17 protein-coding genes are annotated in these 21,888 nt (G+C 68.3%); 5 read left to right on the top strand and 12 right to left on the bottom strand.

The window, feature by feature from the left end:
* Positions 1-93 precede the first annotated feature (93 nt).
* Complete coding sequence (locus tag F6B43_RS03310) at positions 94-1,791, top strand: long-chain-fatty-acid--CoA ligase (protein ID WP_150448397.1); 1,698 nt, start codon at positions 94-96, stop codon at positions 1,789-1,791.
* Here F6B43_RS03310 and ligA read toward each other — a convergent pair.
* From ligA to F6B43_RS03325, 3 genes are read right to left on the bottom strand one after another with little or no spacing between them, the layout of a single operon-like run.
* A complete protein-coding gene (gene ligA / locus F6B43_RS03315) occupies positions 1,788-4,070 on the bottom strand; it encodes an NAD-dependent DNA ligase LigA (RefSeq protein WP_150447465.1) in 2,283 nt (760 codons plus the stop codon). The two genes, F6B43_RS03310 and ligA, sit on opposite strands and share 4 nt — an antisense overlap.
* A gap of 37 nt (positions 4,071-4,107) precedes the next feature.
* Complete coding sequence (gene mnmA, locus F6B43_RS03320; RefSeq protein WP_150447466.1) at positions 4,108-5,211, bottom strand: tRNA 2-thiouridine(34) synthase MnmA; 1,104 nt, start codon at positions 5,209-5,211, stop codon at positions 4,108-4,110.
* A gap of 45 nt (positions 5,212-5,256) precedes the next feature.
* Positions 5,257-6,462, bottom strand: coding sequence for a cysteine desulfurase family protein (locus F6B43_RS03325; protein ID WP_150448398.1), 1,206 nt, complete (start codon positions 6,460-6,462; stop codon positions 5,257-5,259).
* Between the two features lie 60 nt (positions 6,463-6,522).
* Here F6B43_RS03325 and glgX point away from each other — a divergent pair, with 60 nt between their 5' ends.
* The 3 genes from glgX to glgB all read left to right on the top strand — a co-directional run bounded on the left by glgX (position 6,523) and on the right by glgB (position 12,924).
* On the top strand, positions 6,523-8,604 hold the full coding sequence (gene glgX, locus F6B43_RS03330) for a glycogen debranching protein GlgX (RefSeq protein ID WP_150447467.1): 2,082 nt from the start codon (positions 6,523-6,525) through the stop codon (positions 8,602-8,604).
* A 175-nt stretch (positions 8,605-8,779) separates the two neighbouring features.
* Positions 8,780-10,747: an alpha-1,4-glucan--maltose-1-phosphate maltosyltransferase gene (locus F6B43_RS03335; protein ID WP_150448399.1), complete on the top strand. Its 1,968-nt coding sequence runs from the start codon at positions 8,780-8,782 to the stop codon at positions 10,745-10,747.
* Positions 10,744-12,924 (top strand): 1,4-alpha-glucan branching protein GlgB, encoded by a 2,181-nt coding sequence (gene glgB / locus F6B43_RS03340; protein WP_150447468.1) that lies wholly within the window; start codon positions 10,744-10,746, stop codon positions 12,922-12,924. The genes F6B43_RS03335 and glgB overlap by 4 nt, the downstream gene beginning before the upstream one ends.
* Before the next feature lie 53 nt (positions 12,925-12,977).
* Here glgB and F6B43_RS03345 read toward each other — a convergent pair whose 3' ends face one another.
* Complete coding sequence (locus tag F6B43_RS03345; protein WP_150447469.1) at positions 12,978-13,928, bottom strand: tetratricopeptide repeat protein; 951 nt, start codon at positions 13,926-13,928, stop codon at positions 12,978-12,980.
* Complete coding sequence (locus tag F6B43_RS03350) at positions 13,925-15,751, bottom strand: DUF8094 domain-containing protein (RefSeq protein ID WP_150447470.1); 1,827 nt, start codon at positions 15,749-15,751, stop codon at positions 13,925-13,927. Before F6B43_RS03350 ends, F6B43_RS03345 begins: the two co-directional genes overlap by 4 nt.
* A 177-nt stretch (positions 15,752-15,928) precedes the next feature.
* Between F6B43_RS03350 and F6B43_RS03355 the strand changes: the two genes are divergently transcribed.
* Positions 15,929-16,981 carry an AI-2E family transporter gene (locus F6B43_RS03355; protein ID WP_150447471.1) on the top strand — a complete coding sequence of 351 codons (1,053 nt, stop codon included), beginning with the start codon at positions 15,929-15,931 and terminating at the stop codon, positions 16,979-16,981.
* 12 nt (positions 16,982-16,993) lie between these two features.
* On the opposite strand, the gene F6B43_RS03360 is transcribed toward F6B43_RS03355, so the two are convergent.
* The 7 genes from F6B43_RS03360 to pyrH form a co-directional block, all read right to left on the bottom strand.
* On the bottom strand, positions 16,994-17,704 hold the full coding sequence (locus F6B43_RS03360) for an alpha/beta hydrolase (protein ID WP_150447472.1): 711 nt from the start codon (positions 17,702-17,704) through the stop codon (positions 16,994-16,996).
* Between the two features lies 1 nt (position 17,705).
* Positions 17,706-17,990, bottom strand: coding sequence for a hypothetical protein (locus tag F6B43_RS03365; RefSeq protein ID WP_150447473.1), 285 nt, complete (start codon positions 17,988-17,990; stop codon positions 17,706-17,708).
* 10 nt (positions 17,991-18,000) lie between these two features.
* Positions 18,001-18,609, bottom strand: coding sequence for an aggregation-promoting factor C-terminal-like domain-containing protein (locus F6B43_RS03370; protein WP_246159772.1), 609 nt, complete (start codon positions 18,607-18,609; stop codon positions 18,001-18,003).
* Positions 18,610-18,801: 192 nt separating this feature from the next.
* Entirely contained in the window at positions 18,802-19,398 is a 597-nt protein-coding gene (locus F6B43_RS03375) for a DivIVA domain-containing protein (RefSeq protein ID WP_150447474.1), read from the bottom strand.
* Positions 19,395-20,465 carry a phosphatidate cytidylyltransferase gene (locus tag F6B43_RS03380; protein WP_150447475.1) on the bottom strand — a complete coding sequence of 357 codons (1,071 nt, stop codon included), beginning with the start codon at positions 20,463-20,465 and terminating at the stop codon, positions 19,395-19,397. The genes F6B43_RS03375 and F6B43_RS03380 overlap by 4 nt, the downstream gene beginning before the upstream one ends.
* Before the next feature lie 9 nt (positions 20,466-20,474).
* A complete protein-coding gene (frr, locus tag F6B43_RS03385) occupies positions 20,475-21,029 on the bottom strand; it encodes a ribosome recycling factor (RefSeq protein ID WP_150447476.1) in 555 nt (184 codons plus the stop codon).
* 107 nt (positions 21,030-21,136) lie between these two features.
* Positions 21,137-21,856, bottom strand: a complete 720-nt coding sequence (gene pyrH, locus F6B43_RS03390) for a UMP kinase (RefSeq protein ID WP_150447477.1) — start codon at positions 21,854-21,856, stop codon at positions 21,137-21,139.
* Between the last annotated feature and the right edge of the window lie 32 nt (positions 21,857-21,888).

The raw sequence follows: 21,888 nt of genomic DNA on the forward strand, positions 1-21,888 counted from the left end.
GTCTAGTTTGCGCGGCTCGGCCTCACCGCCGCGTGCCGGCTGCGCGTGGCCCCGCAGGGCTGCACGCGGCGGGTTTAGGCTGGCCGGGTGACAGTGACGTACGACCCCCCTCGGCCCTGGATCGCCAGCTACGCGCCCGGTGTTCCGAAAGATCTGGCCCCGATCACCGGCTCGCTCATCGACATCGTCGAAGCCTCCGCACGTGACTTTCCGGATGCTCCCGCCCTGCAGTTCTTCGGGCGCGTGACGACGTATCGCGAGCTGCTCGCGCAGATCGACCGTGCCGCCGCGGGCCTGCGCGCCCAGGGGGTCGGCGCCGGAGACCGAGTCGCGATCGTGCTGCCGAACTGCCCTCAGCACATCGTCGCCTTCTACGCGATCCTCCGGCTCGGGGCGATCGTCGTCGAGCACAATCCCCTGTATACGCCGCGCGAGCTGCGCAAGCAGTTCGAAGACCACGGCGCGACGCACGCCATCGCGTGGAGCAAGGTCGTGGGCAGCATCCAGGACTTCCCTGCCGATCTGCAGGTGTCGAGCATCGTGTCTGTCGACATCACGAAGGCCATGCCCTTCGGCACGCGGATGGCGCTGAAGCTGCCGATCGCCAAAGCACGGGAGGCGCGCGAGGCCCTCCACGAGCGTGTCACCGGCACGACCGCGTGGGAAGACCTCCTGAAAGTCGGGTCGCTGCCCGCCACGCACCCGAAGCCCGCGACCGACGACCTCGCGATCATCCAGTACACGAGCGGCACGACCGGCACGCCCAAGGGCGCAGCACTCACCCATCGGAATCTGCTCGCCAACGCCGCACAGGCCGTCGCGTGGGTGCCCTCGATCACACGCGGGAACGGGTGCGTCGTCTACGCCGTGCTGCCGATGTTCCACGCCTACGGCCTCACGCTGTGCCTCACGTTCGCGATGTCGATGGGCGCGCGTCTCGTGCTCTTCCCCCGATTCGACCCCGACATGGTGCTCGAGGTGACGAAGAAGCACCCGGCGACCTTCCTGCCGCTCGTGCCTCCGATCGCTGACCGGCTCCTGAAGGCCGCGCGGGAGAAGGGGGTGTCGCTGCGAGGCACGGAGATCGCGATCTCCGGCGCGATGGCGCTCCCCCACGAGCTCGTGGTGCCGTTCGAGCAGGCCACCGGCGGATTCCTCGTCGAAGGCTATGGATTGAGCGAGTGCTCCCCCGTGCTGATGGCGAACCCCGTGGCCGACAACCGCGTGCCCGGCACGGTGGGCCTGCCCCTGCCGGGCACGGAATGCCGCATCGTCGATCCTGACGAGCCGACGAGGGTCCTCGGCGCGGGCGAACGCGGCGAGCTGGTCGTGCGCGGACCTCAGGTCTTCCAGGGTTACTACGGCAAGCCGGAGGAAACCGAAACGGTGTTCGCCGACGGGTGGTTCCGCACCGGCGACATCGTGACGATCGACGAGGCCGGTTTCGTCCGCATCGTCGATCGCATCAAGGAGCTCATCATCACGGGCGGGTTCAACGTCGCCCCGACAGAGGTCGAGAACGCCCTTCGGCAGCACCCGCAGGTGCAGGACGCCGCCGTCGTCGGGCTGCCCAGCGAGCACTCCGGCGAAGAGGTCGTCGCCGCGATCGTGGTGGAGCCGGGTAGCGAGATCGACGTCGAAGCCGTGCGCGACTTCACCCGCGGCATCCTCACTCCGTACAAGGTGCCGCGGCGCGTCTACGTGGTCGACGAGCTGCCGAAATCGCTCATCGGCAAGGTGCTGCGCCGACAGGTGCGCGAGTCGCTCCTCAACCTCACGACCGGCGCCTAAGCCTCGGCCGGCGCGCCCCCGACGGCGCCGTCGAGCGCGCCCGGACCCTCTGTCACCAGCAGATGGAACTGCGCCGCGTCGATGATCCGCACGCCGAGCTCTTCAGCCTTTGCGAGCTTCGAGCCCGCGCCCGGGCCGGCGGCGACGAAGTCGGTCTTCTTCGACACGCTCGACGCCGACTTGCCTCCTGCGTCGATGATCGCCTGCTGCGCACCCTCTCGCGAGTAGCCCTCGAGCGAGCCGGTCGCCACCACGGTCACACCGTCCAGCACCCCACCCCGTGCAGTGGCCGCCCCAGGACCCGGATGGCCCGGTGTGGTCAGCTGGGCGCCCGCGGTCGTCCACCGATCGACGATGTCACGATGCCAATCGACGTCGAACCAATCGATCAGCGCGTCGGCGATGATTCCTCCCACCCCATCAACGGCGGCGAGCTCGTCGCGAGAGGCCGCGCGGATCGCCGCGACCGAACCGAACCACTGGGCGAGGGCGCGCGCGGCCACGGGACCGACGTGCCGGACGTTGAGCGCGACGAGGAAGCGCCACAGATCCTTCACCTTGGCGGCCTCGATGTTGGCGAGCAGCTCGGTCGCGGCACGCGACAGGATGTATGCCTCGTCGCCGTCGAACGGACCGTCGGGCCGGTACGCGGCATCTGTCTTCTTCCGCTGCCGCCGGAAGGGCGACCGCGTGTCGGGCGTTCCGTCCTCGTTCAGGCGCGGAAGCCCCGTCTCGGCGTCGCGGACCACCACATCGATCCCGAACAGGTCTTCGGCGCGCAGGTCGAACAGCCGGGCCTCGGTCTCGAGCGGTGGCTCTTCGGGACGGACCGGCTGCGTGAGAGCCGCCGCCGAGACCTCGCCGAGACCCTCGATGTCGAGTGCACCCCGCGAGCCGATGTGCTCGACACGCCCGCGTACTTGCGCGGGACACGACCGTGAGTTGGGGCACCGCAGGTCGATGTCGCCCTCTTTCGCCGGCGCCAGGGGGAAGCCGCATTCGGGGCAGTGGGTGGGCATCACGAATTCGCGCTCGGTGCCGTCGCGCAGTTCGACCACGGGGCCGAGCACTTCGGGGATCACGTCGCCCGCCTTGCGCAGCACGATCGTGTCGCCGATCAGAACGCCCTTCGCCTTCACGACGTCCTGGTTGTGGAGGGTGGCCTGGCGCACCACGCTCCCGGCGACCCGCGCCGGCTCCATGACCGCGAACGGCGTGGCCCGGCCGGTGCGCCCCACCGAGACGACGATGTCGAGGAGCTTCGTGTTCACCTCTTCCGGAGCGTACTTGTAGGCGATGGCCCACCGCGGTGCGCGGCTGGTGGCACCGAGCTCGCCGTGGAGCGCGAGCTCGTCGACTTTGACGACGACGCCGTCGATCTCGTGCTCGATCGAGTGACGGTTCTCGCCGAATCGGCGGATGTAGGCGTCCGCGCCATCCGGACTGTCGAAGACCTCGAAATACCGACTGGTCGGCAGGCCCCAGGTTGCGAGCAGTCCGTAGATCTCGCTCTGCGTCGCGACGGGCGGATCCGGCCACGCCCCGATGCCGTGCACGGTGAGGCGAAGCCGCGACACGCGCTGACGCATCGCCTCGAGCTGGCGCTCGTTCTTGCCCTCGGCCTTCTGACGCAGCGAGCCGCTCGCGGCGTTGCGCGGGTTGGCGAAGAGACGATCGCCCATGGAAGCCTGGTACGCATTGAGCGCTTCGAAATCGGCCACGTCGAAGAACACCTCGCCGCGCACTTCGACCAGCGGAGGATGGCCCGTGCCCGCAAGTCGCTGCGGGATGCCGCTGATCCGGCGGACGTTCTCCGTCACATCCTCGCCGACACGACCGTCGCCCCGAGTGGCGGCGGTCGTGAGGCGACCGTGCTCGTAACGGAGCGACAGCGCGAGACCGTCGATCTTCAGTTCGCACAGGAAGTGCACGGAGCGGCCCGCATCGCGCTGGACCTTCGCGGCCCAGGCGAGGAACTCGTCATCGCTGAACACGTTGTCGAGACTGAGCATCCGCTCGGCATGCTCGACCGGATCGAACAGCGTGCCGGATGCCGCACCCACCGTCAGCGTCGGCGAGTCCTGGCTCTGCAGCTCGGGGTGGAGTCGCTCGATCTCTTCGAGCCGATGCATCCACCCGTCGTACGTCTGGTCGTCGACGACCACGGTGTCGCGCCCGTAGTATGCGTCGCGCGCGCCGATGATGCGGTCCACGAGCGACTCCACCTCATCGCGAGCTTCGTCGAGCGGGAGCGAGGAGATGTCCGAGCCGTCAGTCACCCCGTCAGTCTAGAGACGGGCTCCGACGTCGAACCGGCTAGACCCCCGCGGGAACGGCCGAGACCGTGCGGTCGATCGTGAACTGGCCGAGTACTCGCGTTCCGACGTAGAGCACCGCCGTCTGGCCGGGGGCCACACCGTCGAGTGCCACCTCGGGGGTGACCACGAGCGCACCGGATGCCGCATCCCTGCGCGCTGTGGCCGGCACAGGCTCTGCGTGCGCACGGATCTGCACATGACAGTCCCACTCATCGTCCGCGGGCGGTGCGCCCGTCCAGCTGTAGCGGGCGCCCGAGATCTCGGAGATCGCGAGAGCCTCCTTCGGACCGACGACGACGGTGTTGGAGACCGGGCGCACCTCGAGCACGAATCTCGGCTTGCCGTCGGCGGCCGGCACGCCGAGGGCGAGGCCGCGCCGCTGGCCGACGGTGAAGGCGTGCGCGCCCTCGTGCGATCCCACCACGGCTCCCGTGCGATCGACGATGTCACCCGTCGCGGTGCCGACCTTCTCGGCCAGCCAGCCGCGGGTGTCGCCGTCGGGGATGAAGCAGATGTCGTGACTGTCGGGCTTCTGCGCGACCGTGAGACCGCGCGCCGCCGCCTCCGCGCGGACGACGGCCTTGGACGGCGTCGCGCCGAGCGGGAAGTACGTGTGTGCCAGCTGCTCGGCCGTCAGCACGCCGAGCACATAGGACTGGTCCTTCGCGGCATCCGACGCCCTGTGCAGCTCGAGACCGCTCTCGCCGTCGATGAGCGTCGCGTAATGGCCGGTGCAGACCGCGTCGAAACCGAGTTCGACGGCCCGTTCGAGGAGTGCGGCGAACTTGATCTTCTCGTTGCAGCGCATGCAGGGGTTCGGGGTGCGACCGGCCTGGTACTCGGCGATGAAGTCATCGATCACGTCGTCGCGGAACCTCTCGGAGAAGTCCCACACGTAGAACGGGATGCCGAGCAGATCGGCGGCCCTGCGCGCATCCAGCGAGTCTTCGATCGTGCAGCAGCCCCGGCTCCCGGTGCGGAGGGTGCCGCCCGCGCGCGATAGGGCCAAGTGCACCCCGACCACGTCATGACCGGCGTCGACGGCGCGCGCAGCGGCCACCGCCGAGTCCACGCCACCACTCATCGCCGCAAGGATCCTCATGCGTCCAGTCTACGAGCGGGTGACTGCACGGCGTCCGGGAGCCCGTCAGCGCCGCGCGGAGGGCACCGCCCGCTCGTACGCCTCGGGCAGTGCGGCGAGGAACGCATCCACATCCGCTCGCGTGGAGGCGCGGCCGAGGGTGAGCCGCAGGACCGAGCGGGCGGCGTCGTCGTCCCTGCCCATGGCGAGCACCACGTGCGACGGTTCGGGCACGCCGGCCTGACATGCCGATCCCGTCGAGACGGCAATGCCTGCGCGATCCATGAGAAACAGCAGGGCGTCGCCGCTCGCCCCGGGGAACAGCACGTGGGCATTGCCGGGCAGCCGATCGGTCGGATCGCCGAGCAGCTCCGCCTCCGGCACCAGAGTGCGGATGCCGGAGACCAGCGAATCCCGCAGGTCTGCGAGCCGCGCCGCTTCGGCCTCGCGCTCGGCGTCCGCCAGCTCTGCCGCGACCGCGAACGCCACGGCGCCCGCGACATCCTGGGTCCCGGAGCGCAGGCCGCGCTGCTGCCCTCCGCCGTGCTGGAGCGCGGAGAGGGTCGCCGCGCGCGACACGACCAGGGCACCGATCCCGACCGGTCCGCCGATCTTGTGCGCCGACACGCTGAGCGCGACCAGGCCCGTGCCGCCCGCGGCCTCCGCCCGCCAGCGACGGAACGACACCGGGACATGACCGAACGCGCTGACGGCATCGAGGTGGAAGGGCACTCTCCCGGCGCTCGCCGCCTGAGCGAGCTCGGCAACGGGATTGATCGTGCCCGCCTCGTTGTTGGCGACCAGCGCGGTGGCCAGCGCCACGCCGTCGCCCGCGCACGCCGCCGCGAACGCCGCCGTGTCCACCCGTGCCTGACGATCGACGCGCACAGGAACGACCCGCGCGCCCTGCGTCGCGGCCAGCCACTGGACCGCATCGAGCGTGGCGTGGTGCTCCGCATCGGGCAGGACCACCGCATCCGTCCCCGCACTCCGACCCCACCAGAGCCCCTTGACCGCGAGGTTCACCGACTCGGTGCCGCCCGAAGTGAGGACGACCTCGATGGGGTCGCAATCGAGCACGGCCGCGATCCGCTCCCGCGCCTCTTCCAGGATCCGCCGCGCGTCCTGCCCACCGGCGTGGATCGACGAAGCGTTTCCGACGTGCTCGGTCGTCGCGATCCAGGCGTCTCTCGCCTCCGGCCGCAGCGGTGTGGTGGCGGCGTGGTCCAAGTACACGCGATCCCGGCGCACCCGGCCGTGGTTCGACTGCATCACGGACCCCGCTCCCCGCCGTGTACGTCCCGGCGTCACGGCATTACTACTGTAGAGCGCATGGTCGATTCACTCGCCGAGACCACGTCCCCGGCGTCGCTGCTGCGTTCGGACCTCGACCAGCTGGGAGTGACACTCCATGCGGGCGGCGGAACCCTCAGGGTCTGGTCGGCCCACGCGAGGTCGGTGGAGCTCCTGATCTTCGACGACACCGACCTCGACTGGATCACCGATCGCGAGCCGCTCGCCCCGGTCGGCGGCGACGTGTGGAGCGTGACGACCCCCCTCCTGCGACCGGGGGTGCGCTACGCGATACGCGTCGACGGCCCGCACGAGACCGGCAACACGTTCAACCCTCGGACGATCCTCGTCGAACCCTATTCGCGCGGGCTCGTCAACGGCGGATTCGACGACTGGCGCTCGGTGGTCGTGGACGGATCGTTCGATTGGGGCGGAGTGGCAAAGCCGGCGATCCCCCTCGACCGCACGATCATCTACGAAGGCCACCTCAAGGGCCTCTCCAAGCGGCATCCCGACGTTCCGCCTGCCCTGCACGGGACCTATGCGGGCCTTGCGCATCCCGCGATGATCGAACACTTCCTCACGCTCGGGGTCACGAGCATCGAGCTCCTTCCCGTCCACGCGTTCGCCTCCGAGCCGCGCCTCCTCCAGCTCGGCCTCACGAACTACTGGGGCTACAACACACTGAACTTCTTCACCCCGCACGCGGCATACGCCACAGAGGCGAATCGGCGCGAGGGGCCGGAAGCGGTGCTGCGCGAGTTCAAGGGAATGGTCAAGCTGCTGCACGCGGCCGGGCTCGAGGTGATCCTCGACGTCGTCTACAACCACACGTCGGAGGAAGCCATCGGGGGTCCGCGCACGAGCCTGCGCGGCATCGACAACCGTGCCTACTACCGCCAGCAGGACGACGGCGCCTACATCGACGTCACCGGGTGCGGCAATTCGGTCAACACGTCAACCGACGCCGCAGCCCGACTGATCCTCGATTCCCTCCGCTATTGGGCGAACGACGTGCAGATCGACGGCTTCCGCTTCGATCTGGCGGCGACCCTCGGCCGTGACGCGACGCACGCGTTCACTCCGGAGCATCCCCTGCTGCGTGCGATCATCGACGACCCCGCCCTCGCGGGGGTCAAGCGGATCGCCGAGCCGTGGGACGTGGGGATGGGCGGCTGGCAGACCGGCAATTTCGGCGAGGGGTGGGCCGAGTGGAACGACCGCTACCGCGACCGCGTCCGCAACTTCTGGCTGAGCGACGTCGACTATGCGCGACGTGCGTCGGCGGCACCGGTCGGCATCGGCGGATTCGCCACTCGCCTCGCCGGCTCATCCAACACGTTCAGCGACGAGCGCGGCCCGCTCGCGAGCGTGAACTTCGTGACCGCCCACGACGGGTTCACGCTTCGCGACCTGGTCAGCTACGACGTCAAGCACAACATGGGCAACGGCGAGCAGAACCGCGACGGAGCAGACACCAACCGCTCGTTCAACCATGGCGCAGAGGGACCCACCGACGATGCCGGCATCCTCTCCGTTCGGCGAAAAGCGATGCGGAACCTCCTGGGCACGCTCCTTCTTTCCGCGGGGGTACCCATGCTGACGGCGGGCGACGAGTTCGCCCGCTCCCAGCGCGGGAACAACAACGCCTATTGTCACGACTCCTCCCTCACCTGGCTGTCGTGGGACCACGAACCGTGGCAGGAAGACCTGCACCGGCACGTGCAGCGCCTCATCAGCCTGCGTCATGAGAACCCCGCGCTTCGCCCGATCCGCTTCGCGCACGAGGACAAGCGGATCCCCAGCGCGTCGTCGATGGACTGGTACGACGAGCACGGCGAGACGATGTCCGGCGACCGGTGGACGAGTCCCGCGAACCGGACGCTGCAGTATGTCGCCGCCTCCACCCCTGAGACCGAGGAGTTCAACCGGATCCTGCTGATCGTGCACGGCACGGAGCAGCCGGTCGAGGTGACCCTCCCGGAAATCGAGGGCGTCATCGCGTACGAATCGCTGTGGTCGAGCGCGGACGAGCGGCCGACGGACCAGATCACGATCTTCGCGCCCGGCGACACCGTGACCGTAGAGGGTACATCGATGCACCTGTTCCGCGCCACGTGAGTCCCCCATGCTGTGCCGGGCAACCCGTGCGCGGTAGGTTCGTGAGGTGGCCACGAAGACGCGTCCTGAGACGCAACGCCCCTGGCGATCGATCTCCCCGATTCCCGTCCGCCCCGCTGCGGACCCCCCGTCACTGAGTACCTCACCGAGCGACACGATCACCGGCCGGATCCCGATGGCCCTCGCGGTGCCGTCCGTTCCGGGCGGCCTCTTCCCTCCCCGTGCGTATGCGGGCGAGGTGGTCCCCTTCCGGGTCACCGCATTCCGCGAGGGGCACGACCTCATCGGCGTGCATGTGCGTCTGTTCTCACCGAGCGGCGACGAATCGCTGCACCGGCTCCGGCCCCTCCATGACGGATTCGACCGGTGGGAGACCCTCATCGCCCCCACCGAGGAGGGCGTCTGGTCGTTCCGGTACGAGGCGTTCGCCGACGAATTCGCGACCTGGGAACACGCCGCCGACCTGAAGATCGCCGCGGATGTGGATGCCGCGCTCATGCGCGAGATCGGAGCGTCGCTGTTCGGCCGCGCCGCCGCCGACGCGGAGCGCCCGCGACCCGAGCGACAGACGCTGGAACGTGCTGCTGCGGCGCTTCGGGATGCGTCGATCAGCGACGACACCGCGCTCACGATCGTGCGGGACCCGGCCATCGCCGCGTTCTTCGCGGATCGACCCATCGCTTCGCTCACCACGATCGGGCCACGCCACGAACTCGTCGTGGAGCGGGAACGGGCCGGGGTCGGGGCCTGGTACGAGTTCTTCCCGCGTTCAGAGGGAGCCAAGCGCCTGAAGTCGGGCGAGATCAAGAGCGGCACGTTCCGGAGTGCCGCGAAGCGTCTTCCCGCGGTCGCGGCGATGGGCTTCGACGTCCTCTACCTTCCGCCGATCCATCCGATCGGCCGGCTCAATCGCAAGGGGCCCAACAACACCCTCGACCCCCGCGAGGGTGATCCGGGCAGCCCATGGGCGATCGGCTCGGACGAAGGCGGACACGACACGGTGCACCCCGAGCTCGGCACGCTCGCCGACTTCCGGGCGTTCGTGCGCGCCGCTCGTGAAGCCGGCATCGAGGTCGCGCTCGATCTGGCGCTCCAGGCCGCGCCCGATCACCCCTGGGTGACGGCGCATCCCGAGTGGTTCACCACACTGCCGGACGGATCGATCGCGTATGCCGAGAACCCGCCCAAGAAATACCAGGACATCTACCCGATCAACTTCGACAACGACCCGGAAGGCATCAGGGCCGAGGTGCTTCGCGTGGTCCGGCATTGGATCGCGCAGGGCGTGCGGATCTTCCGCGTCGACAACCCGCACACCAAGCCCCTGCAGTTCTGGGAGTGGCTGATCGCGACCGTCGAGGCGGAGAGCCCCGGCGTCGTCTTCCTCGCAGAGGCCTTCACCCGTCCCGCTCCCCTGCAAGGACTCGCGATGGCGGGATTCCAGCAGAGCTACACGTACTTCACCTGGCGGAACACGAAGGCGGAGCTCGAAGAGTTCCTGCGCGCGCTCGCGGAAGACACCGCGGACTTCCTGCGTCCGAACCTCTTCGTCAACACGCCCGACATCCTCACCGAGTACCTCCAGTTCGGCGGCAGGCCCGCTTACAAGATCCGTGCGGCGCTGGCAGCGACCGGCGCGCCCTCGTACGGCGTGTATGCGGGGTACGAGCTCTACGAGAACGTTGCGCGCCCGGGTTCGGAAGAGAACATCGACAACGAGAAGTACGAGTACAAGCTCCGGGACTGGGCGGGCGCCGAGGAGCGGGGCGACTCGCTCGCACCGTACCTGACGCGGCTCAACGAGATCCGCCGCCAGCATCCCGCGCTCGGTCAGCTGCGCAACCTGCGCGTGCACTGGAGCGACGACGACGCGATCCTCGTGTTCTCAAAGCATCTGGATGCCTCGGTCTCGCCGAGCGGGCAGCCCGACACGATCATCGTCGTCGCGAACGTGGATCCTCACTCGGTGCGCCAGACCATGATCCACCTGGATACGACCCTCTGGGGGATCGCCCCGGGCGAGCCCTACGAGGTGGAGGAGCTGATCACGGGGGCGGTCTGGACCTGGGCCGACCACAACTTCGTCCGGCTCGATGCGTTCAACGAGCCCGTGCACATCCTCTACGTCAGGAAGACGCCATGACCACACTCGACGACGACCTCCTCGACGCCGTTGCCGGCGGACGCCATCACGACCCGCACGGCGTTCTCGGCATCCACGAAGACACGGATGCCACCGGCGCCAAGGTCTGGCGCATCCGCGCACGCCGACCGCTCGCCGCCACCGTCACGGCGGTGTTCGCCGACGGCACGCAGGTCCCGCTAGAACACGTGCGCTCCGGCATCTGGGAGGGCACACGGGAAGGCGATGCCGCACCGTACGTGCTGCAGACCTCCTATCCCGACGCTCCCGATTTCGTGACGGACGACCCTTACCGTCACCTCCCCGCGATCGGCGAACTGGACCTCCATCTCATCGGGGAGGGCCGCCACGAAGAGCTCTGGCGGGTTCTCGGCGCGCACGTGCGAGTGCTCGACGGCTCGCGCGGGACATCGTTCACGGTCTGGGCGCCCAACGCACGCGCCGCGCGCGTGGTCGGCGACTTCAACAGTTGGGACGGCAACACCCACGCGATGCGGTCGATGGGCGCCAGCGGCGTGTGGGAGCTGTTCATCCCCGGCGTCGAAGCCGGCGCGATCTACAAGTTCGAGATGCTCTCGCGACGCGGCGAATGGGTGGTCAAGGCCGATCCGATGGCCCGCTATGCCGAAGTGCCTCCCGCCACGGCATCCGTGGTCACCGAATCCTCCTACGCGTGGGGGGACGACGAGTGGATGCAGCGACGGGCGCGCAGCACCCCGGTGTCGCAGCCGATGTCGATCTACGAACTGCATCTCGGTTCGTGGCGCCCCGGGCTCTCGTATCGCGATGCGGCCGACCAGATCATCGACCACGTCACCGCGCAGGGGTTCACCCACATCGAGTTCCTGCCGCTGGCAGAGCACCCGTTCGGTGGGTCGTGGGGTTACCAGGTGAGTGGCTACTACGCCCCGACGAGCAGATTCGGTTCTCCCGATGACCTGCGCTACCTTTTCGACCGCCTGCACCAGGCGGGCATCGGGATCATCATGGACTGGGTTCCGGGCCACTTCCCGAAGGATGCCTTCGCCCTGGCGCGATTCGACGGCGAGCCCCTCTACGAGCACAGCGACCCGCGCAGAGGCGAGCACAAGGACTGGGGCACGCTGATCTTCGACTACGGTCGCAGCGAAGTGCGGAACTTCCTGGTGGCGAATGCGCTGTACTGGTTCGAGGAGTTCCATGTCGACGGCCTCCGCGTCGACGCGGTCGCCTCGATGCTGTACCTCGACTACTCGCGCGAAGAAGGCGAGTGGATTCCGAATATCCACGGCGGCCGCGAGAACCTCGAGGCGATCCACTTCCTGCAGGAGGTCAATGCGACCGCCTACAAGCGCTACCCCGGCATCTCGATGATCGCCGAGGAGTCCACCAGCTTCCCCGGCGTCACCGCCCCCACGAACGCCGCCGGCCTCGGCTTCGGCTTCAAATGGAACATGGGGTGGATGAACGACTCGCTGCAGTACATCAAGCGAGACCCGATGTACCGCTCGCACCACGAGGGCGAGCTGTCGTTCTCCTTCGTCTACGCGTTCAGCGAGAACTTCATCCTGCCGATCAGTCACGACGAGGTCGTGCACGGCAAGGGAAGTCTGTTCGGGCGCATGCCCGGAGACCACTGGCAGAAGCTTGCGAACATGCGCGCGTTCCTGGCCTACATGTGGGGACACCCCGGCAAACAGCTGCTGTTCATGGGCCAGGAGTTCGGGCAGATGTCGGAGTGGTCCGAGGGGCGCGGTCTGGACTGGTGGCTACTGGATCAGCCCTCGCACGCCCAGCTGCAGGACTTCGTGGCCGCGCTCAACGCGACCTACCGCGACCACTCGGCGCTCTGGGCGCGCGACAGCGACGGCGCAGCCTTCTCACGGCTGGGCGGCCCATCGTGGAACCCGAATGTGGTGGCGTTCTCGCGCCGCGACTGGCACGGCAACACGATCGCGGTGATCTGCAACTTCTCCGGCGAGCCCGTGCACGGATACGAGCTCGACCTCCCCGAGCGGGGCGCGTGGCACGAGATCCTCAACTCCGATGCGGAGGCGTACGGCGGTTCCGGCGTCGGGAACATGGGGGTCGTGCACGCCGGCGATGATCACCGCGCGACCATGGTGCTTCCGCCGCTCGGGGTGCTCTGGCTCCGGCACGAGACCGAAGCCCATCTCCCCTCGCCCACCCAGGGCTGACGTGAGCCGCGAACGCATCACCGCGCGCTCCGGCCGCAGTGATGCGTTCCGGCTCAGAACAACAGCGACGCCAGCTGCCCCCGCGCTCGGATGACGCGCGGGTCGGCGTCGCCGACGAGCGCGAACAGCTCGAGCAGGCGCTCGCGCACGGGCGCGCGCTCAGGGTCCGGGAGAGCGGCGAACAGCTCGAGGAGACGACCGAACGCATCCTCGACGTGGCCGCCGGTCATGTCCAGGTCGGCCGCGGCGAGCTGCGCGGGGATCTCGAGAGGGTTCGCGGCGGCGGCGTCGCGTACGGCCTGAGGATCGGCTTCTTGCACGCGCGCCAGCAGGCGCACCTGGCCGAGGCCCGCGCGTGCGTCGGCATCGCGAGGGTTTTCGGCGAGGGCGCGCTCGTACGCACTCACGGCCCGGACGTAGTCGCCCGCCTCGATCGCGTCGAAGGCCTCGGCGTGGAGCGGCGGAAGCTCCGGCTCCTCCGGAGCAGTAGCAGGCCCGCCCTCATCGCCGGAGACGGAAGCGGTGCCGGTCACGCCCTGCTGGGCAGCGATCTGCAGCAGCTGGGCGAACACCTCTCGCACCTGCTGCTCGGGAACCGCACCCGTGAACATCGGCACCGGCTGACCGGCCACGAGGGCGACCACGAGCGGGATGGACTGCGCACGGAACGCCTGTGACAGCTGCGGGTTGGCGTCGACGTCGACTTTGGCCAGCACGATGCGGCCGCCGAGCTCGCGCACGACCTTCTCGAGGATCGGGCTCAACTGCTTGCAGGGGCCGCACCACTCCGCCCACAGATCGACGACGATCGGCACGACCCGCGACAGCTCCAGCACCTGAGGGAAGGTCGCGTCGGTGACATCCAGGACGAGCGACGGGACGGATGCTTCCGCTCCGGCCGGCCCCGCAGTGCCCTCGGCAGTCGCGGGAGGCTGCGGCCGATTGCGGAGCGACGACAGATCGACGGCGCCGCGCAGAACGGCACCGGGGGCGGGATCGGTCACGGGATCACCTTTGCGTCGAGGGGGTTGGAGGAATAGCCGAGCAGTCGGATCTTCTCCGTCGAGCCTTGACCAGGCACGTAGAAGAACAGCTGATCGCTGTACGTCGTGGTGAAGCCGGTGGAGGACTGCTCGGCACCGGCCAGCGTCTTGACCATGGCGTTGTTGTTCGCCTTGATGACCGCATCGGCGTTCGTGGGCTTCACTGTGTCGATCTCGTTGACGTTCACCGCGACGATCGCGCCGCTCTCGAGAGTGGCCAGCGCCAGGGGCGCCTGCGATCCGGCGGTGGATTCGAACGTCAGGCTTCCCGTGGAGGCGGCGGTCTGGTTGAACGAGTCGAGTCGCTTCTGGCGGTCTGCGGCGATCGACGCACGGAACTGGTCGCCCTCCGCGACGAACTGCGACGCGTAGGCGCTGTCGGCGCCCTTGTTCAGAACGTCCGCGTAGGCTGCCGCGAGCTCCTCCGGAGCCATCACGAGGAACGACGAATCCGGTGGCACCTGGCTCGCTCCGACGTACTCCGCTGCCAGGTCGGGCATCTGCGTCGCCGCTTCGAGCGTCGACAGGTAGGACAGCTTGTACGGCGACCATGCGTCCTTCTGCGTGAGCAGCATGATGCTGGCGGTCTTGTCTGCCGCGTCATCGACGACGGCCATCACCGTGCGCGGCCAGCCGTCGACCGCCTGGGGCAGCACGATCCGGAGCGAGCTGGTCGGGATGGCGGCGAGTGAGGCGAAGTCGGGGATCCCGCCGCGCAGCTTGTAATTGGTCGCGCGCTCGGCAAGGACGGCACCGTCCAGTCGTGAGGACGCGAGCGTCTCGTCGCGCTTGCCATCGGCATCCGCGACGGTCTGGGCGATCCTGGTCAGGATGCGGTCGGCCTGGGCGGTGGTGACCGCAGGCGGCTTCTGCCCCTCGGGCACGATCACGCTCTGGGTCGGGGACGGAGTCGGACTGCCCGCAAAATCCGGCCACGAGTCGGCGGAGCATCCCGACAACAGCAGTGCGGAGACGGCAACGACGGGTACAACGGTGAACGCACGCCGCCGAGTGAGTGCACGCTGTCGGGTTCCCGCCGAGATGACGCCCTTGTCCGCGCCCTCCACGGCGAGATCGATCGGCTCTGTGACAGGCATCGGAAGGCCCTTGCGTCGCGGACCGCGAGATCGCCGCACGTGCCGGATGCCAAGGATGTAGAGGATCACCCCGACGACCATCAGGATGCCGCCGCCGAGGATCAGCGGACCCGCCCAGGGGGTGGCGTTGCCCACCGCCCAGGACACCGACACCTGCGACGGCGCAGGTGCCGTGCCGTCGGTGGCCACCAGGACGCTCATGGTGTCGGGGAGCTGGAGGGGCGCGATGAGCACGCCGTCCTGCTGGAACTCGTCCAGCCACAGATCCGATCCGACGGGGCTCCGCTGCGCGGTAGCGGTGGTCGTCTGGCTGGAGTCCGTTGGGCTCGCGCTCGGCGACGGGCTGGAACTCGCGGCCGGTGCCGCCTCGGGCTCGGTGTCGGTCGTGACGACCTGCCCGTCGGTGCCCAGCGTGACCGCCTCGTAGGCGGAATCGGCGAGCCAGGCCTTCATGTCGGCGGTGCGGCCGTAGGAGGCGAAGATCGTGCCGTCTCCCTCCGCCCGCAGCGTCTGCGAGCCGGGGAGCTTGTTGAGGACGGCCCCGTCGATGAGGATGTACGGCGCCTGTTCGGCGGAGATCGTTGCAGTCTCGGTCTTGGGTCCTTGAAACACCGTGCGCTGCGCGATGCCCCCGCCGATCATCACGGCGGCGAGCACGAACGCAGCGACCGCCCACACGAAACGCACGTATAACACCTCTCAGAGATCCGCGATAGAGCAGGCGGATCGTCGACTCGACGTTCCAGACTAGCGAAGACCAGCTGAAAACAGCCCGGGAAGCGCCATTCCCGGACCTGGACGTGTTGTGTGCGTATCCTGACGTGACATGTCCACAGATCTTGCCGAGAACGCAGGGAGCTCTTCGTGAAGGTTCAGAACCCGTTCGGCGTCGCGTTCGTCGCGACTCTCGGCGTCGGTCTGGGGCTGCTGTTCATCAGCAGCGTCACGACTCTCTCCACGATCCTGCTGTATGTCGGCACGGCCCTGTTCGTCTCCCTCGGACTCGAGCCGATCGTGGCGTTCCTGGAACGCCGCAAGCTGAAGCGTTGGCTCGCGGTGCTCATCACGATCCTCGCCGTGCTCGCCCTTTTCGCGGGAATCGTCCTGCTCGTCGTCCCGATCATCGCGGGCCAGATCAGCCAATTGGTCGCCGCGATCACGGAGTTCATCGCGAGCAACCCCAACATCGACGACTTCAAGAACTGGGCACAGGGTGTGTTCCCGAATCTCGACGTGAATGCCGTGGTCGCCTACGTGCAGGACTTCGTCGCCCACCTCGACGTGGGATCCATCGGCCAGGGCGTGCTCGAGGTGGGTGCATCCATCCTGTCGGGGTTTGCCGGGGCCTTCGTGATCCTGATCCTCACGATCTACTTCACAGCTTCCACCCCGTCGCTGAAGGCTGCCGTCTACCAGCTGGTTCCGGCATCCAAGCGCGCTCGATTCATCGATCTGGCCGAGCAGATCACCGACTCGGTCGGGTACTACGTCATGGGTCAGGTGGGCCTCGGCGTCATCAACGGGGTGCTCAGCGCGATCTTCCTGTCGATCATCGGCGCACCGTTCCCCGCGGTGCTGGCCGTCATCGCCTTCTTCTTCTCGCTCATTCCGCTCGTGGGCACGCTCATCGGCTCGGCGATCATCGTGCTGACCTGCCTCATCCCCGGGCTGGGATCGCCGACCACTGCGCTCATCGCGGCGATCTACTATCTGATCTACATGCAGCTGGAGGCCTACGTGGTCTCGCCGCGGGTGATGAACCGCGCGGTCTCGGTCCCCGGCGCGGTCGTCGTGATCGCCGCCCTCGCGGGAGGGTCCCTGCTCGGACTGCTGGGTGCCCTCATCGCCATCCCTGTGGCGGCGAGCGTGCTCATCATCTACCGACAGGTCGTCATCCCGCGCATGAACGAGCGATGATCCGAGACCGGACTACTCGTCCCATTCCGTGGGCAGCGGCAGCGCGGCGGGGTTGACCGCCGCCACGATCTCGGTGAGCACGCGCCGGGTCTGCTGCTCGCCGACCCACAGGTGCTTGCCCCCTTCGACAGGAATGAGCACGGCCTCGGGTACCGACGCGAACCGCTCCGCCGCGGCATCCGGTCGCAGGTAGTCGTCGAATTCCGGGATCAGCGCGATCAGCCGGCGCCGGTCGCCGTCCCACGCGGCGATGTCGACGTCGGTCGCACGGTGCAGCGGCGGCGACAGCAGGATCGCACCCTCGATGTCGTGGTCGCGCCCGTACTTCAGCGCCAGCTCGGTGCCGAAGGACCACCCGACGATCCACGGGTGCGGCAGATCGCGCTCGCGCACGAAGTCCATCGCCGCGGCGACGTCGAAGGCTTCGGCGCGACCACCGTCGAAAGCGCCGTCGCTGACGCCCCGGGGCGAGGCCGTCCCGCGGGTGTTGAACCGGAGCACGGCCAGGTCGGCGAGGGCGGGCAGCCGCGCGGCGGCCTTGCGGAAGATGTGCGAGTCCATGAAGCCCCCGGCCGTGGGGAGCGGATGCAGGGTCACCAGGGTGGCCACAGGTTCCGCCAGGACCGGACGCGCCAGTTCGCCGACGAGACGCAGACCGTCGAGGGTCTCGAGTTCGATGTCTTCGCGAAGTGCGGGCAGCTGCATCGGGCCACGAATCTCCATGTCAGGCGATCCTCCAGCAGTGCGTGTGCCAGTGCCGCCGGGCGGCGAGGTCGGCATCCGGGCCCAGCACCCCATCGGCGCGCCAGGTCACCAGATGTGCGACGCCGGGCTCGACGGTGCGCCCGCAGCCGGGGCAGATGTACGCCTTCGTGGCCTGGGCACCCGAGACCGGTTGGACGATCCATTCCGTTCCGCGCCGCACCTCGGTGCGTTTCCAGCCGGCGAGCAGACGCTCGAAGGAGTCGTCGCCCCCCGCATTCGAGCGGTGACGGTGTGAACGAGGCATGAGGTGCCCGCTACCACCAGTTGTTCGAGATCCAGAACGAATAGGCCCCTGCCCAGCTCCCGTAGCGGCCGACCGCGTAGCCGGTTCCCCAGCGGAGATTGTCGACGGGGTCGTAGCCGTTACCGGGGACCTTGCTGCAGGGCAATGCCTGCACGAGACCGCACGCCCCCGATGAGCTGTTGGTCGCGTTCGGGTTCCAGCCACTCTCGTGGCTGACGATGTAGTCGACATAGCCCCAGTCGCTCTGCGCGATTCCCGCAGCCGTCATCCAGTCTGCCGAGCTTCCACCTCCGGTATAGAGCGGAATGGATGCCTGAGCGCCGCCGTTGCCGCTGTCCGAGCCCGATCCTGAGCTGGAACTCGACGCGGATGGCTCGGGCGTCGGCGTGGGCTTCGGGGTGACGTACACCTCGTAGTTGCCGCGCTCCAGATCGACTGCGGCGGCAGCCTGACCGGCCGCGTACCCCGCGGCGAACTGCTGGCTGTCGCTCATCGCACTCGAATAGAGCGAGACGGCGGCGGGCTCGTCCGCGCTCGCGCCGGCGAGGGCCACGCCCGTCGGCCCGACGTACGCTGCCGCGAAACCGACGACGGCGAAGGCCGCGAAGGCCGCGAGCACTCCGCGACGCCGCCCCCATCGAGGAGTCGGTGGGCCGCTCCTCGGAGCAGACGCCGACTGCCGTGAGCGGCGTGAGGCATCTCGGTTCGCCCGTCGGGATGGCGCAGGCATCATCTCGTTACCGGAAGTCACAGTAGAGCGAGTCTACCCAGACCTGGGCGAGGCCGCCATCCGTGCCTCCGGGGAGGGTCGTCATGCGACGGCGAGCATGACCTCTACCACAGCGTCCAGCACGGCATCCACCTGCACTTCGCGGTAGCCGCCGCGCTGCATGCGGAACGCGACCGCACGCACCTGCTCGACGGTGACCGAGTCGCCCGTCTCGAGGTACCGGGCGAGCTTGTCGGTGACAAGGTCCACCTCGTCGATCCGATAGCCGTACTGCAGGACGCTGACGCGCTGGAAGCGGCGCCCGCGTGGGCGCGCCAGCCGATCAAGGACGACTTGCGCGGTCTCACGCGTGCGACCGACCCACTCCCTCGCTCCCGCGATCTCGAGCGCCTCTTCTCGCTCCTGCGCAGCGAAGGCGTCCTCGATGCGCGACAGAGCCGCGTCGACGGACGCGATCACGTATCCCCGACGCGTCAACGAGAATGCCGCGTTGCGCACATCTGCCGCCGTGAGCGGGGCCGAGGTCGTGTCGGCATCCGCCTCGAAAGCGATGCGAGCACGCGAGAGAAAGGCGTCGACGGCGCGACGCTCGTACCCTTTCGTGCGGCCCGTCGTGATCGGGAACGGCGCGGGCGCCGGGGCGACCGAATCGGTCTGGGGATCGGGAATCGTCGTCATGAGGCCGCCAGTGGAGAGAGCAGGTAATAGAGAGCAAGCGCCGCCGCCGCGGACGGAAGAATCGAATCGAGCCGGTCGAGCACTCCCCCGTGCCCGGGCAACCAGGAACTCATGTCCTTGATGCCGAGATCGCGCTTGATCATCGATTCGCCGAGGTCACCGACCGTGGCCGTCCCGAGGATGACCACGCCGATGATGAGTCCCGCCCACCACGGCAGCCCGAGCATGAACTGAGCCAGGAGCGCCCCGGCGATCAGTGCCGCCAGCATGGCTCCGGCGAATCCCTCCCAGGTCTTCTTCGGACTGATGCGGGGCGCCATGGGGTGCTTGCCGAAAGTGAGGCCGGCCGCGTAGGCGCCGGTATCGGCCGCGACCACGGTGATGATGAACGCGAGCACCCACCACTCGCCCCCGTGCTGGCTGAGCAGGACGACGCACAGGCTCGTGAGCAGCGCGACGTAGAGCTGCAGGAAGCCGGCGATGAGGGTATCGCTCAACACCGCGCCGTATGTACGGCCGTCCTTCACCACCATCTGGGCGACGAGCCGCCACACGATCACGAACGCGACCGCGGCGAACACACTCACCCACAGCAGCCACAGCTGGGGGAAGAAGTAACCCGCCACCACGAGCAACGTGGCGGCGATGAGTTGCGGCACGAGGTCGACTCTCCTGCCGGCCTTCTGCAACGCTCGCGAGAACTCGAAGATGCCCAGGATGCTCGCCGCCAGGGCGAAGAGGATGAACACCCACTTCAAGAAGATCAAGGAGAGGACCAGCACGGCACCGATCGCGACTCCGATGATGGTCGCGAGGATCAGATCCCGCCCCGTGCGCTCCTTGATCCGCTCGTTCGCTTGATCGAACTCGGCGCGGGCATGTGCGACCTGATGCTCGAACTCGCTGCGGGCCGCGCGCACGTGCGAGAGTGGCACTGCGTCAGGCTGGATCGTCCGCGGGTCGGGAGGAGCCGGATCACGCCGGGCGCTCGCCTCGCGCCGCGTCAACGGCGGCTCCGCGCCCTGGGGCGGATCGCCACCGGCTTCCGCGCCGGATGAGTCGGACATGTCGGCGCGTCAGACTTCGAGGAGCTCGATCTCTTTGCGCTTGAGTGCCTCATCGATGGTATCGACGTGGGCACGCGTGAGCGCATCGAGCTCTTTCTCCGCGCGGGCCAGCTCGTCCTCGCCGATGTCGCTCTTGAGTGCATCGAGGTCGTCTTTGGACTTGCGACGGATGCCGCGCACGTGCACCTTCGCGTCTTCGCCCTTGGTCCTCACGAGCTTGACGAACTCCTTGCGGCGCTCCTCCGTCAGCTCGGGGAGGGTGACGCGGATCAGGTTGCCGTCGTTGGTCGGGTTGGCGCCGAGGTTGGGCGTGTCACGGATCGCCTGCTCGATCGCCTTCAGAGCCGATTTGTCGTACGGGGTGACGATGATCGTGCGGGCCTCGGGGTTGTTCAGCGACGCCAACTGCGCGAGGGGGGTGGGCGACCCGTAGTAGTCCACCAGGATCTTCTGGAACATCTGCGGGTTCGCTCGCCCCGTTCGAACGGTGCTGAAGTCCTCCTTCGCAGCCTCGACAGCGCGATCCATGCGCGCTCCGGCATCAGCCAAGACGTCGGCGATCACTGTGACTCCATTCGATTGATACTCCAGGTCAGTCTATCCGCGGGGGTTCCAGCGTTGGGGACGCCGGTGGCGCCGTCCCGGGCATGCCCGCGCCCGCGGCGGCACCGTCAGACCGTGACGAGGGTTCCGATCGGCTCCCCGAGAAGCGCGCGGGTCACGTTCCCCGCCGGCTCCATGCCGAAGACGCGCATGTCCATGCCGTTGTCCATGCACAGGCTGAACGCCGTCGAGTCGACGACCTTGAGCCCCCGCTGGAGCGCGTCCAGGTAGGTGATCCTGTCGATCTTCGTCGCCGTCGTGTCATGCCGGGGGTCCGCCGTATACACGCCGTCCACCCCGTTCTTGGCCACCAGGACCTCGGACGCGCCGATCTCCAGCGCCCGCTGCGCCGCGACGGTGTCGGTCGAGAAGTAGGGCAGGCCCGCTCCCGCACCGAAGATCACCACACGTCCCTTCTCCATGTGCCGCTCGGCGCGACGCGGAATGTACGGTTCAGCGACTTGCGTCATCGCGATCGCCGACTGCACACGAGTGGCGGCGCCCGCCTGCTCGAGGAAGTCCTGGAGCGCGAGCGCGTTCATCACCGTGCCGAGCATGCCCATGTAGTCCGCACGCCCGCGGTCCATCCCGCGCTGGCTGAGTTCGGCACCCCGGAAGAAGTTGCCGCCACCCACCACGATCGCGATCTCCACGCGATCCACCGCTGCGGCGATCTCGCGCGCGATCTGGCTGACGATATCGGGGTTCACTCCGAGCTGCCCACCCCCGAACGCCTCACCCGAGAGCTTCAGCACCACTCGTCGCGTCTTACTCGCCTCATCCGTCACGTGTCATCCTCTCGTCGAGTACAAGCTATCGA

The organism is Microbacterium rhizomatis, from assembly GCF_008710745.1.
Lineage (GTDB): Bacteria > Actinomycetota > Actinomycetes > Actinomycetales > Microbacteriaceae > Microbacterium > Microbacterium rhizomatis.